Genomic DNA, 18,213 nt, shown 5'->3' on the forward strand with positions numbered 1-18,213 from the left:
TGGATCACCGATGAAATCTGTTGGCCGCCCAGGTGAGCAGCAGGGTCAGCAGGAAATAGCTCATCACCAGCGCACTGGTGAAGTGGCCCGAGGTGGCGCGCATGTTGTAGAGGTAGACCTGCAGGGTCTCGTAACGGGTGCCCACCAGCATGTTGGCAAACACGAACTCACCGAGCAGGAAGGAGAGGGAGAGAAACAGCGCCGCCAAGAGCCCCTTGCGCAGGCAGGGGATCACCACCAGCAGGAAGGCGCGCCGACTGCTCGCCCCCAGCAGATGGGCCGCATCCATCAGATCCTTGAGCGGCACCCCCTGCAAGCTGTTGGCCAGCGCCCGGTACATAAAGGGGAGCACCACGGTGAACCAGGTGCCGATCAGGAGCCACGGCGTGCCGATAATCGGCAGCGGGCCATCGGCGTAGATCTGCAGCAGCCCCACCGACGAGACCACAGGCGGCACCGCGAAGGGGAGCAGGATCAGCAGGTTCATCCAGGGATCCAGCTTGGGGAAGTAGTAGGCCACCACCAGCACGGTCGGCACCAGCACCAGCGTCCCCAACAACAGGGTGGCGAAGCAGACCAGGAGGCTGCGGCCAAACGCCGCAAGAAAGCGCGGGTCGCCCCACAGTTTGAGATACCAGTCGAGGGTAAAGCCGTCCGGCAGCAGGGTCGCCCCCCAGCGGGTGGAGATGGAGTAGAGAAAGGTAGCCAGCAGCGGCAGCAGCAGGGTGGCGACCAGGGCTCCCCGCACCCACTTGGGCCAGCTCGGTTGCAAATCATGCATGGGATTGCCCCTTGTTCACATAGCTCTTTTTCAGCAGCCACTGGTTGGCGGCCGTCACCACCCCCAGCAGCACCATCAGGATCACCGCCAGCGCCGCCGCCAGGTTGGGCTCGAGGAAGATGTCGCCGGAGACCAGACTGGCCACCCGTATGGTCACCAGATTGAAGTTGCCGGTGGTGAGGGCGTAAGCGGAGGCATAGGCCCCCACTGCGTTGGCAAACAGGATGATCAGGGTGCCGAGCAGCGCAGGAGTCAGCACCGGCAGCGCCACGTGCCACACATACTGCCCCTTGCTCGCCCCGAGCAGCGCTGCGGCCTGGGGCCACTCATCCTGCAAGGTATCGAACGCCGGATAGAGCAGCAGCAGGGCGAGGGGGATCTGGAAGTAGGTGTAGATGAGGATAAGGCCGCTGCCCGAGTAGAGGTTGAATCCGTCGATCAGCCCCCAGGATTTCAGCAGCAGGGTAACGGCACCGTTGATGCCGAGCACGATGATGAAGGCGAACGCCAGCGGCACCCCGCTGAAGTTGCCGGTCATGGTGACAAAGGCCAGCAGCAGCCGTTTGACCCGCTCGCCGCTGTGGCGCAGCGCGGCGGCCCCGAGCGTGCCGATGGCAAGCCCCGCCAGACTGGCGATACCGGCGATGCGCAACGAGTTGCCGAACGATTGCAGGTAGAAGGGGGAGCTCAGGATCTCCCGGTAGTAATCGAGGCCCCAGCCATCCGGGGTCTGAAAGCTGCCCACCAATACCCACACCATGGGGGCGAGCTGGAACAGGATCATCAAGAGGACAAAGGGCAGCAGCACCAGGGCCGGCAGCCAGTGACGGTGTGCCCTGCGCCGGGTTGCCACGGGTTGATCCGCGAGGATCTCGGTGGTTGCAGGCATCATCAGTGCACCTCGCGCATAAAGGTCGCCTTGAGCAGCGGCGGGCCGCTCGGCTTGTCGTGGGGAATGCCCAGCAGATCGGCCATCAGGGCGCATAGCTGGGTCTGGGCAATCGCCACCCCATCCGGCCAGCGCTCGATAAAGGCATCGCCAAACAGCCAGAGCGGCACTGTGCGCTCCTCAGGCAGGGTGCCACCGTGGCTCAGGTCATTGTTCATGCCGTGATCCGAGGTGATCACCACCTGATACCCCTCCGCCAGCCACTGGGGCAGCAGATCGGCCAAGAGGCTGTCCATGCGGCGCGCCTGATTGCGGTACTGGCGTGAATCGAGGCCAAACTTGTGGCCCGCATCGTCCACCCCCATGGGGTGGATCAGCAGAAAGTCGGGGTCGTACTGGCTGCGTAGCCATTCGCCATCCATCAGCAGATGGCTGTCGGGATAGGCGTCATCCCAGTAGAAACAGCCGTGCTGGATCGGCAGTTGCTCGTCATGGGTATAGCGATCCCGGGCCGCCAGCCAAGGGCTCTGGTTGTAGAGTTCGCTCACCCAGTAGTAGGCCGCCGCTGCGGTGCGCTTACCCGCGGCACGGGCCAGATGGAAGATGGCGTCATGCTGGCTGAGGCGATTCACCCCGTTGTGGGTGATGCCGCTCACCACCGGTGGTACGCCGGTCAGGATGCACTCGTAGAGGGGGCGGGAGAGAGAGGGCAGGGCAGCATTCAGGGTCGTATGCAGACCCCGCCCCGCCTCCACCATGCCGAATAGGTAGCCCATGCAATGGGCTACCTCGGCTGCCAGACCATCCACAAGTACCACTATCACCTTGTGTTGCACTGGATTCCCTTACTGCATGTTGATCATGACGGTTTCCTGCCACTGGCGCGGCAGGGCCTTGGAGCTCTGCTCCCAGGCAGCGTGGTCGCTGACCGGCTTGGCATTGGCATACTGCTCGGCTGGCAGCAGCTTGGCCTTGACGTCATCCGGCAGGGTCACATTGCTGCGGATGGGGCGGGCGTAGCCACGGGCCAGGTTGATTTGACCGGCATCGGAGAGGATGTATTCACGGGCCAGCTTGGCGGCGTTGGGGTTCTTGGCCCACTTGTTGATGATGGTGGTGTAACCGGCGATGACGGAGCCGTCGCTCGGGATCACTACCTCAAACTTCTTGGGGTCGATCTGGTCGCGGTAGTTGAGGGCATTGAAGTCCCACAGCACACCCACTTCCACTTCGCCCTTCTCGATATTGGCGATGGTCGGGTCGTTCAGCGACAGGCGGCCCTGCTTGGCCAGCTGGCCGAACAGATCCAGCGCGGGCTTGAGGTTCTTCTCGCTGCCGCCGGTGGCATAGGCCGCTGCCAGCACGCCGTTGTTGGCCTGGGAAGCGACGCCCACGTCACCCAGGGTCACCTTGTAGTCACCGCCCAGCAGGGATTGCCAGCTGGTGGGGGCAGCCTTGACCAGATCCTTGTTGATCAGGAAGGCGATGGTGCCGGTATAGGCCAGCATCCAGTGACCGTCCGCATCCTTGGCCCAGTTCGGAATGTCCGCCCAGGTGGAGGGTTTGTAGGGCTGGGTGACCCCCTGCTTGACCGCCACCGGACCGAAGGCGCCGCCCACGTCGCCGATATCGGCGGTGGCGTTGGCCTTCTCGGCGGCGAACTTGGCGATCTCCTGCGCCGAGCTCATGTCGGTATCCTGATGCTTGATGCCGTGGATGCTGCCCAGCTGCTGCCAGGTATCCTTCCAGTTGGCCCAGCTGTCGGGCATGCCGATGCTGCTGAGTTGCCCTTCACCACGAGCGGCCTTCTCGAGATCCGCGATATTGTCGGCGGCAAACAGCGGTTGACTGATGGCCACCAGGGCCACTGCACTTGCGATCACGCTTTTCATCATCCCATCCCTCTGGACTAGGTCAGTTAAGGTTCGAGAGGGATGCTAGAGGGGAAATATGACGATGGCGGGGCGCTTTGATGGCGTTTTCGTGACAATAGTCCTGTCATGGCGCTGTCATCCACAGCGGTTACAACTCGGGACCGACAGCCGCTGGTCTACTCCAGGGGGCGCACACCGGAATGACCGACAGGGACGTGATAGTGACAGAGCGATTGAGTGAACAGGGGCTGACCGATGGCCGCAGCCCCTCCAAGTGCGAACAGATTTGCCGGACCCTGCGCCGCTATATTGGCAGCGGCCAGCTGGGGGCCGGGCAGCAGTTGCCCGCCGAACGAGCGCTGAGCGAGCGCTTTGCCACCACCCGCATCACCATCAAGGAGGCGCTCTCCAGCCTCGAGGCGGATGGTCTTATCTACCGGGCCGAGCGACGCGGCTGGTTCGTGGCGCCGCCCCGCCTCACCTACGATCCCGCCATCCACACCCACTTTCATCAGTGGATCGGTGAGCAGCAGCGCACTGCCGAAACCCGGGTGCTGGCTCACGGCGGCGAGCTTGCCAGCAGCGAACTCTGCCGCTGGATGGGGTTGGTGCCCTTCACCCCGCTCTATGAGATCCGCCGCCAGCGACTGATCGACGGCCGCCCCGTGCTGCACGTCAGCCACCATCTGCTGGCGAGCCGCTTTCCCGATATCGCCAGCGCCCCGTTGGCCAGTTCCCTCACCGAGCTCTATCAGCAGCGCTATGGCATAGGCCAGGGTGGGGCGAGCCTGGAGATCGCCCCCTCGGCGGCTCGCGGAGAGATAGCCCGGGCCCTCAATCTGGCAGAGGGGAGTGCCGTGCTAAGACTGGTGCGGGTCAACTATGACGAACGGGGGGCGCTGGTGGATTGCGATATCGAACACTGGCGACCGGATGCGATCCGTATCTGTCTGGATACGCGCGTCTTGCTGCCGCTCTCAGGCACACTGCAGCAAACCCGGCTCGTTGACTAGGGAATATCCAGAGCACTGACGGGCACAGTGGCGCTCCGTATCGGTCTCGATACACGGGCACTGCATCCGAAGGCGGCAAGAGGGTCTGAATGGCCGATGTAAGGCTAACGACCGAGCCAGCGAAAACGGACGGACCCCACAGGATCCGCCGGGATCAGTTGTCGATATTGGGGATAAGGTCGTCGAAGCTCTGGTAGCCGCAGTCCGCCAGTTGCAGCGACATGGTGTAGGTCTTGCTGCCCTCCCGCTGGCCGATGGCGGGGCGGTTGAGTTTGAGCTCCTGATGCCAGTACTCCTTCATGCGATCGATCAGGGCCATGGCTTCGCTCTCGTCCAGGTGGAGCTGGCACAGCGCCATGTAGTTGTTCGACTTGTGCATGTTCTCCACCAGATAGTCCCCCAGCACCGACATGGCCTGGCGTGCCTGCTGGCGGGCGAAGCGACTGTGCTGTTCGAAGCTGATGCGCTCGCTGATGAGGAAGTGGTAGCTGTTGTCGATGCCGAGCTGCAATATGCCGAGCTTCTCCAGCTTGCGCAGATAGAGGTAGCAGGATGCATCGGTCAGGCCGTATTCGCGCTTGAGATCGATGAGGGTCTTGTCGCGCCAGAAGATGTTGGCGAGGAAGGCGTAGAGGCCGGGCTCCTTGTGAAACGCCTCGTCCTGCTCCTGGGTGAAGACGGCGCGGCGGCTCTGGGCATCCTGGGTGCGATCCAGCAGCTCCTCGAACGAGAGGCCCACCAGATGGCAGATCTCCAGCAGGGTATCGAACGGCAGGGAGGGTTTGTTCATCATCCGCTTCACGGTGGCGATGGAGACCCCCATGGCTTCCGCCAGGGTCTGATAGCGGATCCCCTTGTCGGTCAGGGTCTTCTTCAGGGTGTCGAGAATGTGGTTGGCCAGGGTCTGGCTGTAGGTCATGCAACTATTCCTTTATCTGCATTTTTAGTCGTGTCAAAAAGTGAGTGATTTATCTGTATTGGGCTCAGTTTTTGACACCTAGAAAAACCAGAGGAGAGTAACCCGGTTATAACGGCTGAAATGGCCTGACCAGTTGTGGTGCAAGGTGGCAGATAATGACACTCGGTGGTGCATATCCTTCAACCTTCCAACATTTTGCTGGTGATGCATATTACATCGCACATAATCCAACACGAATCGGATTCAATACCTTCCTGGTTGAGAAAACGATTGTTTGCTTCCAATTTAAGGGTTTTTTTAACCGCAAGGTTTTATTCTTTCCTGGCATTGAGCGGAACTCGCAAGAGGTCCGCTTTTTTTCTTTTCTCCGAATTTGAGCCCGCCGTCAAGGAAGGGGCGCATTTTTTGGCACCTCCTGCGCCACCCTCCCGAGGGGCTATTCCCCCTTGCAGGGGAACAGCTTGGGGATCTCCCGTACCAGCCAGCTCTTGGCCTTGCCCATGGTATCTCGCCGCCACGCCAGCACGACCTGCACCTGATGGCGATACTCGGGGCCGATCACCTTGAGGCGTCCCGCCTTGATGTCCTCTTCTATCCAGCTCAGGGGCATGGTGCCGACACCAATGCCCGCCAGCAGGGCATCGCGCTTCTCCCCCATAGTGCTGACGGTCAGGCGCGGCTGCTTGTCCAGCAGGCGATAGGTGAGGGCGGGCTTGCGCCGCGCCGTGTCGGCGATGGCGATGGCGCGGTAGCGGCGCAGTGTCTCGTCCGCCAGGGGCTCGGGCTCCCCGTGCAGGGGGTGATCAGGGTGGGCGACGTAGAGCATCACCTCCTCCTGCAAGGGCTGGTGCTTGATGCCGGTCAGGGTGATGTCGGGATTGAGGGAGGAGATAAGCAGGTCGGCGCGGCCATCCTCCAGACACTCCCAACTGCCCGCCAGCACCTCGGCCCGTAATCGCAGCCGGGTATCCGTCAATTCGGCCAGCCGCTCCACCAGGGGGTAGAGCGCCTGCAGCGGCACCAGGGCATCGACGGCGATGGTGATGTCGGTTTCCCAGCCCCGGGCCAGGGCCCGGGTCTCTCCCACCAGATGCTCGGCGGCCTCCAGCAGCAGACGGCCCTGCTCCAGCAGCATGCGCCCGGCGGGGGTGAATTTGGTTCTGTGGCCGCTGCGATCAAACAGCATGGCGTCCAGCTCGTCTTCCAGCTTCTGCACCGTGTAGCTCAGCGCCGAGGGCACCTTGCCCAGCTCGTCGGCCGCCGCCGCGAAGCTGCCACGACGGTCTATGGCGTCCAGCACCCGGATCGCCTCCAGGGTCAGCGCCCGCTCCTTGTTCGATTCCTTGGCCATATCTAACCTTCAATTTTTTTGAACATGTTTGCCAGATTATCTCGCTAACAACTTAGGGCAAGTGACTTTAATATTCAATCAACGCTTAGGCAGGAAGGCCAAGCGGCCAAATAAAAGGTAGTTCCAGGCTGAGACATCACAAAAACGATGTCTGCTGTAGGTGAAAGAACAACACACTATTTGAATAACCTCTTGCATGGATGCATTGATTCGGGCCAGACCGGCCTTGGCAATGACATAAAAACCAAGAGAGTGAATGAACATGAAAAACGTAATCAAGATGCTGGCCGTTGCAGGCCTGATGACCGCAGGTTTCGCCCAGGCTGCCGTACCGGCCGACCTCAATGCCGCCCCGGGCGTGCTGTTCGTGAACTGGAACGCGACTGCCGCCATGGCTGGCAAGGCCAACCCCATGCTGGAGGTGCGCGATGAGTCTGGCGATCTGCTGGCCTCCGTTCACGCCAACCTGATGGGCACCCAACAGGTACAGATCCCGAGCCGCACCCAGGGCAACCTGACGGTCAGCCTGGGCAACGAGAGCAGCAGCTACCGCATCCCGTTCGGTCTGGGTGACGGTCGCCAGCGCTAATCAACCGTTTAAAGGTATTGGAGGAGCACACCATGATGAAATTGAGAGCCGCAGCAGAACGGGGCCATGCCAACTTCGGCTGGCTGGATGCACGCCACAGCTTCTCGTTCGGTCACTACTATGACCCGGACTGGATGGGGCACTCCGTCCTGCGGGTCATCAACCAGGATCTGGTGTCGCCGGGTGGCGGCTTCGCTACCCACCCTCATGCCAACATGGAGATCCTCACCTGCGTGCTGAGCGGCACCATAGAGCACAGGGACAGCCTCGGCCATGCCGAGCAGATCCCGGCGGGGGATTTCCAGCTGATGAGCGCAGGGTCCGGCATCCGGCACAGCGAGTACAACCCCTCGCAGACCGAGCCCCTCTCCCTGTTGCAGATCTGGATAGAGCCGAACGAAGTCGGCACTACCCCGGGTTATCAGCAGAAGAAGATAGCCACCCAGCCCGGGCTGACGCTGGTCGCGTCACCGGATGGGGAGGAAGGATCCTTCAGGATCCGCCAGCAGGCCCGCATCTGGCGACTGCAACTTGCCGCAGGGGAAACCCTCGAATGGGCATTGCAAGGGCGTCATGGTTACCTGCATATGATTTCAGGGGAGCTGACTGGCAACGGTCTGGCTGCCCGACCCGGCGACGGCCTGCTCAGTCGCGATGAGGCGTCCTGGATGCTCACCGCCGCCGAGGGGAGTGAAGCCCTGCTGTTTGACTTGCCCTGATAGATAAATCACGGCGAAATGAATGAGTTAACAATTAGCTCTTACACTGTTATTACCAAGATGGGTAATCAAAGGAATCTGACGATGGACAAGATGAAAGATGTGGCACTGCTGGCGGGTCGTGTTCTGCTGGCGCTGATGTTCGTGATGGCAGGCTGGGGCAAGATCGGCGGTTACGCCGGTACCCAGGGTTACATGGAAGCCATGGGCGTGCCCGGGTTCATGCTGCCCCTGGTGATCCTGCTGGAGCTGGGTGGCGGTCTCGCCATCGTGCTGGGTCTCTTTACCCGCAGCCTCTCGGTGCTGCTGGCCGGTTTCACCCTGATGGCCGCCTTCATCTTCCACTATCAGCCTGCCGAACAGATGCAGATGCTGATGTTTATGAAGAACGTCTCAGTGGCCGGTGGTTTCCTGGCCCTGGCGGCGGCTGGTGCGGGTGCCTTCAGTGTGGATGCCCGTCTCGGCAAAAACTGGTAATGCCCTGAAGATTCAAGTTTTCCAATGCCTTTTGGCCGGTGCAACTGCACCGGCTTTTTTCTGTCTGCGTTTTCCGGGTTGGTGAGGCGGCGCGCCAAATCTGCGGCGCCCCTCATGGTTCGGCGGTTTGCCCGCCTGCTGGCCGCAAGAGCCTTTTGCATCTTCCCCCCCGATCCCTGACAATTCCCACTCCTGTGAAGTGACGGAAATGGCTCGTTTTTTCCGGCGCTCATCCCCTCTTGTGAATTGGCGGGAGTCGTCCATGTTTACCCTCTACCACTCCAATCAGCTGGATCTGCTCAAGGAGCTGCTGGTGAGCCGCATCCGGCAGGCGCCCCTCTCTCACCCCTTCGATCGGGAGCAGATCCTGGTGCAGAGCCCGGGCATGGCCCAGTGGCTCAAGCTGGAGCTGGCCAAAGCCTTCGGCATCGCCGCCAATATCGACTTTCCGCTGCCCGCCAGCTTTATCTGGGAGATGTTCACCCGGGTGCTGGCGGATGTGCCGCGCCAGAGCCCCTACAACAAGGGCTCCATGAGCTGGCAGCTGATGACCATTCTGCCTGCCTTGCTGGATCGCCCCGCCTTTGCCCCGCTCGCCGCCTATCTGGGCGGTGGAGAGGACGAGGATCCCGCCAGGGATCCCGAGCAGGTGCGGTTGTGGCAGCTCTGTCAAAAAGTGGCGGATCTCTTTGACCAGTATCTGGTCTATCGGCCGGACTGGATCGCCCGCTGGGAAGAGGGGGAAGGACTGGTCGGCACAGGCAGTCAGGAGCTGGCCGGGGTGAGCGGTCAGGATTGGCAGCCGGAGTTGTGGCGCGAGCTGGTGGCCCGCACCCTGGCGCTCTCTCCGAGTGGCTACCACAGAGCCAACCTCTACGAGGAGTTTATCCACGAGCTGGAGCGTACCGCCGATCTGCCGGGCAAGCTGCCGCAGCGGGTATTCGTGTTCGGCATCTCGGCGCTGCCGCCCCGCTATGTGGAGGCATTGCTGGCCCTCGGTAGCCGGCCCGAGGTGGAGGTGCATCTGTTCGTCACCAACCCCTGCCGCTACTACTGGGGGGACCTGCTGGATCGCAAGACCCTGGCTCGGCTGGAGAACAAGCTCAAGCCCGGCACCGATCTTGAGACCCTGCAGGGCCCCGCCAACCCGCTGCTCGCCTCCATGGGCAAGCTGGGGCGCGACTACCTGCACCAGCTGATGGAGCTGGAGGTGCCGCAAATCGAGGCCTTCGTCGATATCGACGAGGTTGATGGCAAAGGCAATGTCAGCCTGCTGCGCGCCATCCAGAAGGATGTGCTGGAGTTGGCCGAGAGAGGCGCCGGTCAGTTCGATCTCGACAGCAGCCACCACAAGAGCCCGATCGATCCGGCGGATGGATCCTTGCAGATCCATGCCTGCCACGGCCCGATGCGCGAACTCGAAGTGCTGCACGACCGGTTGCTGGCGCTGTTCGAACAGGATCCCGCCCTCACCCCGAAAGATGTGGTGGTGATGATGCCGGATGTGAACAGCTACGGCCCATACATTCAGGCAGTGTTTGGGGCGCGCGGTCAGATCCCGTTTGCGGTATCGGATCGGGCGGCGAGTCAGGAGAGCCCGCTGCTGCAAAGCTTCCTCGCCCTGCTCAGGCTGCCCAACGCCCGCTTGGGTGCGGGGGAGCTGCTCGCCATTCTCGAGGTGCCCGCCGTGCTGCGTCGTTTCGAGCTCGATGACGACGAGTTCAACCAGCTGCGGGTCTGGGTGCAGGAGACCGGTATCCGCTGGGGTCTGGATGACGGCTACCCCGTCCGTTTCGAGCTGCCGCCCATGTCCGGCAACAGCTGGCTGTTCGGCCTGCGCCGCATGCTGCTTGGCTTTGCCATGGGCGACGGCGAACCGGTGGCGGGTATCTTGCCCTACGCCGATATCGAGGGTCAGCAGGGGCTGGCGCTCGGCAAGCTCGCCTGGTTTGTCGATTCGCTGGCCGAGTTTTTGCCCCGGCTGCAGCAGGCCCAGCCGCTGACCGAGTGGCACGCCTGCCTGCTGGCGCTGCTGGAGCGCTTCTATCTGGCCGACGAGGATGAAGAGCGTCAGCTCCAGCTCATTCGCAGCCAGCTGGTCGAGTGGCAGACCCGGCTCGGCGAGGCTCGCTTCGAGCAGCCCATCACCGCCGACCTGTTGCAGGATTACCTCGGCAGCGTGCTGGGGGAGTCCCGCTCCAGCCAGCGCTTCCTCGCCGGTCAGGTCAACTTCTGCACCCTGATGCCGATGCGCTCCATCCCCTTCAAGCAGGTCTGCCTGCTTGGCATGAACGACGGCGTCTACCCGCGCACCCTGGCTCCCATGGGGTTCGATCTGATGGCGGTGGCATCGCGGCGGGGGGATCGCTCCCGCCGCGATGACGACCGCTACCTCTTCCTCGAGGCGCTGCTGAGTGCCCAGCAGGGGCTCTATATCAGCTATCAGGGATTCAGCGCGCAGGACAACAGCGACAAGGTGCCCTCGGTGCTGCTGGCGGAACTGATCGACTATGTGCGGCAGGGCTTCGTGCTGGCGGGGGATGAGGATCTGGACGACGAAACCTCCGGCAAGCGGCTGCTCAACCACCTGATGGTGGCGCATCCGCTCACCCCCTACAGCCGCAACTACTTCTACCCGGAGGCGGGTTCGCGCCTCTTTACCTATGCCGCCGACTGGCTGCCCGCCCTCAATCCGGTGCGCGGCGCGGCCAACTTCCAGAGCGGCGAGCTGCCGCTGCCTCCCGAATGGGGCAAGGAGCAGGGGCTGGAGCTGGCGGAGCTGCTGCGCTTCTATCGGCAGCCCACCAAGTATTTCCTCAACCGTCGCCTCAAGGTGTGGTTCGAGCTGAACGAAGCCAACATCGAAGACAGCGAGCCGTTCGAGCTGGACGGCCTGCAGCACTACCAGCTCAAGGCCCTGCTGCTCGATGCCCATCTGGCACAGGGGGATAGCACAGTGCGGCGCGAGCGGTTGCAGCTCACCGGCCTGCTGCCGCAAGGGTGGTTCGGCAGCCTGCTGCTGGAGGATCTGGACGCCGAGATGGGCAAGCTGGCGGATCGGCTGCGCCCCTGGGTTGCGGCCAATGAGACAGAAAAACGGGCGGTGGAGATCGATATCTCCCTGACCCAGGGCCAGCTGCAGGGGTGGATAGACACCCAGAAGGGGCGCTTGCTGGTGGTGAAACCCGGCAGCTTCAACGGCAAGGATCTGCTGCTGGGCTGGGTTCAGCATCTCTGCCTCTCATTGAGCTGCGCCCCCGGCGACACCCTGCTGTTCGATGCCAAGCAGAGTCTGCGGCTGCCAGCTCTTCCGGCCGAGGAGGCGCGCCCCAGGCTGGCGGCCCTGGTCTCCCTCTGGGCCCAAGGGATGAAGCGGCCGCTGCCGTTTTTCCCCAATACTGCCTGGGAGTGGTTCAGGGCGATCGAGAAGGATCCCGACAAGCCGGAGGCGGCCGACAAGGCGGCCCTCACCCACTTCAACGGCGGCTACATGGTGACGGGGGAGGGGCAAGATCCTTATGTCGCCCGCTGCTTCCCCGAGCTGGATGACGCCGTGCTGGGCCAGTTGCAGGCCCTGGCCCGCGAACATCTGACCCCGTTGCTGACCACCCTGGAGATGATGTGATCATGGCCAACCCGCTCAATACCCTGCGTTTTCCCCTCCACGGTGAACGACTGATCGAGGCCTCTGCCGGCACCGGCAAGACCTACACCATAGCCGGCCTCTACCTGCGCCTGCTGCTGGGCCACGGCCCACTGATCGAAGAGGGCGCCGATGTGGGTCAATCCAGCGCCCACGAGCGGCCGCTGTCGGTGACCGAGATCCTGGTGGTGACCTTTACCGAGGCGGCCACCGCCGAGCTGCGGGGGCGGATCCGCGCCCGCATCCACGAGGCGCGGCTCGCCTTTATGCGTGGCCACAGCAGTGACACCCTGCTGGCCCAGTTGCTGGAGGAGGTGGAGGATCACGAGCTTGCGGCCCGCCGCCTGCTGGCCGCCGAGCGGCAGATGGACGAGGCGGCGGTCTTCACCATCCACGGCTTCTGCCAGCGGATGCTGAAACAGAACGCCTTCGAGTCGGGCGCCCTGTTCGAAACCGAATTTTTGACCGACGACAGCCAGCTCAGGCTGCAGGCGGTGAGTGACTACTGGCGCGCCGAGTTCTATCCGGTGGACAAGACCCTGGCGAGCTCGGTGCGCGCGCTCTGGCCTAGCCCCGCCGCCCTGCTGCGGGAGATGAACGGTTGGCTCGACAACAGCGAGCTGGAGATCCACCCCGCCCTGGGGGACGAGACCCTGGCCGAGCGGCACCGCCTGGCCATGAGCCGCATCGCTGCGGTGAAGCGTGAGTGGCTGGCGCAGACGGACGAGATCCGCCGCCAGACTGAGGGGCAGATGAAGCTCTATACCGGCAAGAACTACGAAGGCTGGCTCGCCAAGATAAGCGACTGGGCGCAGGACGAGGGCAGCGGTTACGAGCTGCCCAAGGATCTCGAGCGCTTCGGCCAGGAGACACTGGAAGCCAAGCTGAGCAAGGGGAAGGCGTTACCAACCCTGCCACTGTTCAGCCAAATCGATGAACTGCTGGCGAGCCGCCCCGGTATTCGCGATCTCATCCTGCAACGGGCGGCCAAGGTGGTGCGCAGCCGGATGCAGGCGAGCAAACGGCAGGCCCATCAGCTCTCGTTCGATGACTTGCTGAAAGACCTCGACGGGGCGCTTGGCTCCAGCCTGGGCGAGCGGCTGTGCGAGCGCATTCGCGCCACCTATCGGGTGGCGATGATCGATGAATTTCAGGATACCGATCCCCAGCAGTACCGCATCTTCCACCGGCTTTACGGTGGCCATAAAGACACGGCGCTGTTGATGATCGGTGACCCCAAGCAGGCCATCTACGGCTTTCGCGGCGCCGACATCTTTACCTACATTCAGGCGCGGCGAAATGTGAGCGCCCACTACACCCTCGGGCGCAACTGGCGCTCCAGCAGTGCGCTGGTGGGGGCGGTCAACGGCCTGTTTGAGCGGGCCAAGGATCCCTTTATCTACGAGGCGGATATCCCCTTCCTGCCGGTGGAGGCGCAGGGCAAGAGCAAGGCGCTGCTGCTCGATGGCGCCACTGCCCCTGTGCTTCACTGCTGGCAGCTGAGCGGCCAGCCCACCTTCAACCGGGGGGATTACCAGAGCAAGATGGCCCGCGCCACCGCCGCCGAGATCCACCGCCTGCTGACCCTGGCCCGTGAAGGCAAGGCGCTGATCGGTGACAAGGCGGTGAAGGCCGGAGATATCGCCGTGCTGGTGCGTACCGGAGCCGAGGGCAAGCTGGTGCAGCAGGAGTTGGCGCGGCTCGCCATCGCCTCCGTCTATCTGTCGAACCGCGAGAGCGTGCTGGAGCAGGTGGAGGCGCGGGAGATCCTGCTGATCCTGCACGCCTGCCAGAACCCGAGCGAAGAGCGCAGCCTGCGGGCGGCGCTCGCCACCGGCCTGTTTGATCTGGATGCCAAGGCGCTTGATGGGCTGGCCAGCGATGAACGGGCCTGGGAGAGCGCGGTGCAGGAGTTTATGGAGTACCGCAAGATCTGGCATCGCCGCGGCGTGCTGGCGATGCTGCGGGCCCTGCTGCACCGGCGCAATCTCGCCTCTTCGCTTTTGGCGAGCCCCTATGGCGAGCGGCGGCTGACCAACTTCCTCCATCTCGGCGAGCTGCTGCAACAGGTGAGCAGCGAGCTGGACGGGGAGTACGCCCTGTTGCGCTGGCTGGGGGAGGCGGTGAGCCGCCCCAACGGCCAGGATGCGGAGCAGGTACTGCGCCTCGAATCCGAGCGGAAATTGGTGCAGATCGTCACCATCCACAAATCCAAGGGGCTGGAGTACCCGCTGGTGTTCCTCCCCTTTATCTGCAGCCACAGAACCGCCGAGACTCCGCTCTATCACGAGGCGGATGAGGCGGGCAATCGTACCATTCTCGATCTGACCGGCGCCGAGGGTTCCTTGGCCGAGGCCGACCGCGAGCGCCTCGCCGAAGATTTGCGGCTGCTCTACGTGGCGCTGACCCGGGGCGTCTACGCCACCTGGCTGGGGCTGGCGCCGGTGCGGGCAGGGGCGGGCAAGTCGGAGAAGACCGATCTGCACCACACCGCCATCGGCTACCTGCTGCAAAAGGGCGAGGAGGGGGATGCGCAGACGCTGGCGACCGCTCTGACCGAGCTGTCGCAGGCGCTGCCCGGGGTGGCTGTCGGTGAGCCCTCGCTCACCCGTCCAGCCCCGCTGCCGCCAGAGGAGGAGCAGCTGGGCGAGCCGCAGGTGCGCCACTTTAGCGGCTCTCTTGAGCGGGACTGGTGGATCAGCTCCTACTCCGGGCTGGCGGCGCAGGGCCACGGCCACAGCAAGGGCGTACTCGCCAATCCCGGCTTCGATGACGAGGTAGTGACCGAGGCGGCCGCGCTGGCTTCCGAACAACCGGAGGAGGCGCCCCAGCCCTCCATCTTCACTTTCCCGAAAGGGGCGCGCCCCGGCACCCTGCTGCACAGCCTGTTCGAGACCATAGACTTCGAGAGCGCCGCTGGCGAGTCGCTGGCGCAGCATATCGCCACCCTGTTGGCGCAGGATGGCTTCGACGAGAGCTGGGCCCCGGTGCTGCAACAGCAGGTGGAGGCTGTGCTGGAGACTCCCCTTGAGACCGGCCTTGGCGAGCCGGTGCGGCTGCGGGATCTGGCGCCCGAGCGCAAACAGGTGGAGCTGGAGTTCTTCCTGCCCATGGGGCGGGTGACGGCATCGGCGCTGACCGCCCTCTGCCAGCAGCACGACCCCCTGTCGCGGGACAGCAAGCCGCTCAGCTTTGCCACCGTGCAGGGGATGCTCAAGGGCTTTATCGACCTGGTGTTCGAGTGGCAGGGGCGCTGGTATCTGCTCGACTACAAATCAAACCACCTCGGCATGAACCCCGCCGATTACAGCCGCCCGGCGCTGGAGCAGGCGATGGCGGAGCATCGCTACGACCTGCAATACCAGCTCTACTCGCTGGCGCTGCACCGGCTGCTCACCCTGCGCCTGCCGGGCTACGACTTCGAGCAGCACTTTGGCGGGGTTTTCTATCTGTTCCTGCGCGGCATGCCGCAGGGGGGCATTTTCCATACCCGCCCGAGCCGTGAGCTGGTGCTGGGGCTGGATGAGTTGTTTAGAAACGGTGATCGCTCTGGCGGTGTGTCATCAACAGAATTAAACGAGGTAGAGGCATGAGCGGCACCATGATCAGCACCGCAACCAGCGCAATGATGGTTGAACGGTTGAAAACACTGGCGCTGGCTGGCCGCATCCGCCAGCTGGATCTGCAATTTGCCAAGCTGGTGGCCGATCTGGGCGGCAGCCCCGAGCTGGTGCTGGGGGCGGCGCTCGCCTGCTTCGAGCTGGGGCGCGGTCATGTCTGCCTGCCGCTGGAGATGCTCGCTGCCGGATCACTGCGGCCGTTCGGGCTGGATCCCCAGCAGAGCCGGGATCTGTTGCTGGATCTGGCGGATCCTGCCCGCTGGCCCGCCCTGTTTGCGGCAAGTCCCCTGGTTGGTACCGAACAGGATGAGGGGCTCACCCCGCGCTGGCCGCTGCGGCTCTGGCACGGGCGGCTCTACCTTACCCGCTACCACGATCACGAGCAGGGGGTGGCCCGCCATCTGCGCGCTTTGAGTGAACGCGCCGAATGGCCGGAGATCGCCCCGGCCCTGTCGCGGCTGTTTGCCCGCGACTACGGGCTGGTGTTCGCGGCTCTGCTGAAAGCCCGCCTCGCCCCCGACTTCTCGGCCTGCCACTTTATCGAGAAGTATCTCGATCTGGTGTTCCCGAACGAAGTGGATTGGCCCGCCATCGAGGCATTGCTGGCCAGCGCCCAGGCGGCGAGCGACCTGAGCAAGCTGGATACGCTGGTGCTCGAGGCGCTCTGCTGCAACGGCCAGAAGCTGGCGGCAGCCACCGCGGCGGCGCGCCCCTTTGCGGTGATCTCCGGCGGCCCCGGCACCGGCAAGACCACCACGGTCGCCAAACTGCTCGCCATTCTGGTGGAGACTGGCCTGCAAGCGGGCAAGGCCCCGGCGATCCGGCTGGTGGCCCCCACCGGCAAGGCGGCGGCGCGCCTCACCGAGAGTATCGGTTCTGCCCTGCAGGCCCTCGATCTGCCCCCCGAGTGGGTCGAAGCGATCCCCACCGAGGCGGGCACTCTGCATCGGCTGCTCGGGGTGATCCCGGGGCGCAGCCAGTTCCGCCACCACGCGGGCAACCCGTTGCACCTCGACTTGCTGGTGGTGGATGAGGCCTCCATGGTCGACTTGCCGATGATGGCGTGCCTGCTCGATGCGCTGCCGAGTCACGCCCGCCTGATCCTGCTTGGCGACAAGGATCAGCTCGCCTCGGTGGAGGCGGGGGCTGTGCTCGGCGATATCTGCAGCTTTATCGAACAGGGCATCAGCCCGGCGCAGGCGGATTGGCTCTCCCGCCAGACCGGCTACCGCCTGCAGGGCACGCCCGCGGGGGCACCGGTGCGCGACAGCCTCTGCCTGCTGGCCAAGAGCTGGCGCTTCGATCAGCATTCGGGCATCGGCCAGCTGGCGCGCGCCTGCAACAGTGGCGATGCCACGGCAGTGGAATCAGTCTGGAGCGCAGGATTCGCCGATATCAGCCTGCACCCCTGGGCGGGGGAGGCCTACGACGCCCTGATTGCCCAGGGGGTGGCCGGTTACGGCAGCTATCTGAAGGCGGCCCGCGCGGGTGAAGCGCCCGCCGCCGTGTTCAAGGCATTCAACAGCTTCCAGATCCTCTGCGCCCTGCGCGATGGCCCGTTCGGCGTGCTGGGGCTAAACGAGCGGCTCGAACTGGCCCTGTCACGGGCTGGTCTGATCTCCCGTGATGGCGACTGGTATGCGGGCCGCCCGGTGATGGTGGTGCGCAACGACCACGGCGTCGGCCTCTATAACGGCGATATGGGGCTCTGCCTGCCCGATGAAACTGGTCGGTTAAAGGTATGGTTTGAGCAGCCGGACGGCACCCTGCGTGCCTTGTTGCCCAGCCGCCTGCCACCTCACGAGACCGTCTACGCCATGACCATCCACAAATCCCAGGGCTCAGAGTTTGCCCATACCGTGCTGGTGCTGCCCGACAGCCCCAGCCCGCTGCTGACCCGCGAGCTGGTCTATACCGGCATCACCCGCGCCAAGGCGCGCCTCGATCTCTATGGCGATCGCGCCCTGCTGGCACAGGCCGTGCGGAAAAAGACCGAGCGTTATTCCGGATTGGCGGAGAGGTTGGGGGCTGGGATTCTTTTTTGACAGCATTGTATTTTTTATTTCGCACTAATAGGTTTGTTTTTAACTTATTGTTTTATATGTGAAAATTCATCATGGTTCGCTATAGTGCTATGTTTTATATGGATATTGAGTTGCTACATCTAAGGTAGCGAAGCCCAACGTTTACCGCGTAATCTCTTTTTTCCTCCCCCTCATCCTCAGCCTTTCTCCTCCTTTTCTAATAAACGGAAGAAGGGAGTAATAAAGTGACCTTCGTCCGATTACGCTTCGCTAATCGAACCTACGTGGCTGACTATTTTTACGTCAATCGAATC

At 63.3% G+C, this 18,213-nt stretch carries 13 protein-coding genes; 7 read left to right on the forward strand and 6 right to left on the reverse strand.

The genetic code is table 11. The features are described 5' to 3' along the window. Nucleotides 1-4 precede the first annotated feature (4 nt). The 4 genes from KI797_RS01305 to KI797_RS01320 are packed head-to-tail and all read right to left on the reverse strand — an operon-like array spanning nt 5 to nt 3,562. Complete coding sequence (locus KI797_RS01305; protein WP_226171117.1) at nt 5-781, reverse strand: ABC transporter permease; 777 nt, start codon at nt 779-781, stop codon at nt 5-7. After that, nucleotides 774-1,673: an ABC transporter permease gene (locus tag KI797_RS01310; protein WP_226171120.1), complete on the reverse strand. Its 900-nt coding sequence runs from the start codon at nt 1,671-1,673 to the stop codon at nt 774-776. The genes KI797_RS01305 and KI797_RS01310 overlap by 8 nt, the downstream gene beginning before the upstream one ends. After that, nucleotides 1,673-2,506 carry an alkaline phosphatase family protein gene (locus KI797_RS01315; protein WP_226171123.1) on the reverse strand — a complete coding sequence of 278 codons (834 nt, stop codon included), beginning with the start codon at nt 2,504-2,506 and terminating at the stop codon, nt 1,673-1,675. The genes KI797_RS01310 and KI797_RS01315 overlap by 1 nt, the downstream gene beginning before the upstream one ends. A 9-nt stretch (nt 2,507-2,515) precedes the next feature. Beyond that, nucleotides 2,516-3,562 carry an ABC transporter substrate-binding protein gene (locus KI797_RS01320; RefSeq protein WP_226172958.1) on the reverse strand — a complete coding sequence of 349 codons (1,047 nt, stop codon included), beginning with the start codon at nt 3,560-3,562 and terminating at the stop codon, nt 2,516-2,518. Between the two features lie 182 nt (nt 3,563-3,744). Here KI797_RS01320 and KI797_RS01325 point away from each other — a divergent pair, with 182 nt between their 5' ends. Next, the gene (locus KI797_RS01325) at nt 3,745-4,557 is read left to right on the forward strand and encodes a UTRA domain-containing protein (protein WP_226171126.1); all 813 of its coding nucleotides are present in this window, start codon (nt 3,745-3,747) and stop codon (nt 4,555-4,557) included. A 154-nt stretch (nt 4,558-4,711) separates the two neighbouring features. On the opposite strand, the gene KI797_RS01330 is transcribed toward KI797_RS01325, so the two are convergent. Beyond that, nucleotides 4,712-5,476, reverse strand: a complete 765-nt coding sequence (locus tag KI797_RS01330; protein WP_005330085.1) for a helix-turn-helix domain-containing protein — start codon at nt 5,474-5,476, stop codon at nt 4,712-4,714. A gap of 436 nt (nt 5,477-5,912) precedes the next feature. Then, nucleotides 5,913-6,827, reverse strand: coding sequence for a LysR family transcriptional regulator (locus KI797_RS01335; protein WP_005330088.1), 915 nt, complete (start codon nt 6,825-6,827; stop codon nt 5,913-5,915). A gap of 256 nt (nt 6,828-7,083) precedes the next feature. Between KI797_RS01335 and KI797_RS01340 the strand changes: the two genes are divergently transcribed. The 6 genes from KI797_RS01340 (at nt 7,084) to recD (ending at nt 17,920) form a co-directional block, all read left to right on the forward strand. Then, nucleotides 7,084-7,416 carry a hypothetical protein gene (locus KI797_RS01340; RefSeq protein WP_043129538.1) on the forward strand — a complete coding sequence of 111 codons (333 nt, stop codon included), beginning with the start codon at nt 7,084-7,086 and terminating at the stop codon, nt 7,414-7,416. Between the two features lie 32 nt (nt 7,417-7,448). Further along, complete coding sequence (locus tag KI797_RS01345; protein ID WP_161506823.1) at nt 7,449-8,135, forward strand: pirin family protein; 687 nt, start codon at nt 7,449-7,451, stop codon at nt 8,133-8,135. 84 nt (nt 8,136-8,219) lie between these two features. Further along, nucleotides 8,220-8,612, forward strand: a complete 393-nt coding sequence (locus KI797_RS01350) for a DoxX family protein (protein WP_161506824.1) — start codon at nt 8,220-8,222, stop codon at nt 8,610-8,612. Between the two features lie 262 nt (nt 8,613-8,874). Beyond that, on the forward strand, nt 8,875-12,237 hold the full coding sequence (recC, locus tag KI797_RS01355) for an exodeoxyribonuclease V subunit gamma (RefSeq protein ID WP_226171130.1): 3,363 nt from the start codon (nt 8,875-8,877) through the stop codon (nt 12,235-12,237). 2 nt (nt 12,238-12,239) lie between these two features. Next, on the forward strand, nt 12,240-15,848 hold the full coding sequence (recB, locus tag KI797_RS01360) for an exodeoxyribonuclease V subunit beta (RefSeq protein ID WP_226172961.1): 3,609 nt from the start codon (nt 12,240-12,242) through the stop codon (nt 15,846-15,848). Then, complete coding sequence (gene recD, locus KI797_RS01365) at nt 15,845-17,920, forward strand: exodeoxyribonuclease V subunit alpha (RefSeq protein WP_226171133.1); 2,076 nt, start codon at nt 15,845-15,847, stop codon at nt 17,918-17,920. Before recB ends, recD begins: the two co-directional genes overlap by 4 nt. The last annotated feature ends 293 nt before the right edge of the window (nt 17,921-18,213 follow it).

It is taken from the genome of Aeromonas media, assembly GCF_020423125.1.
Taxonomy (GTDB): Bacteria; Pseudomonadota; Gammaproteobacteria; order Enterobacterales; family Aeromonadaceae; genus Aeromonas; species Aeromonas media.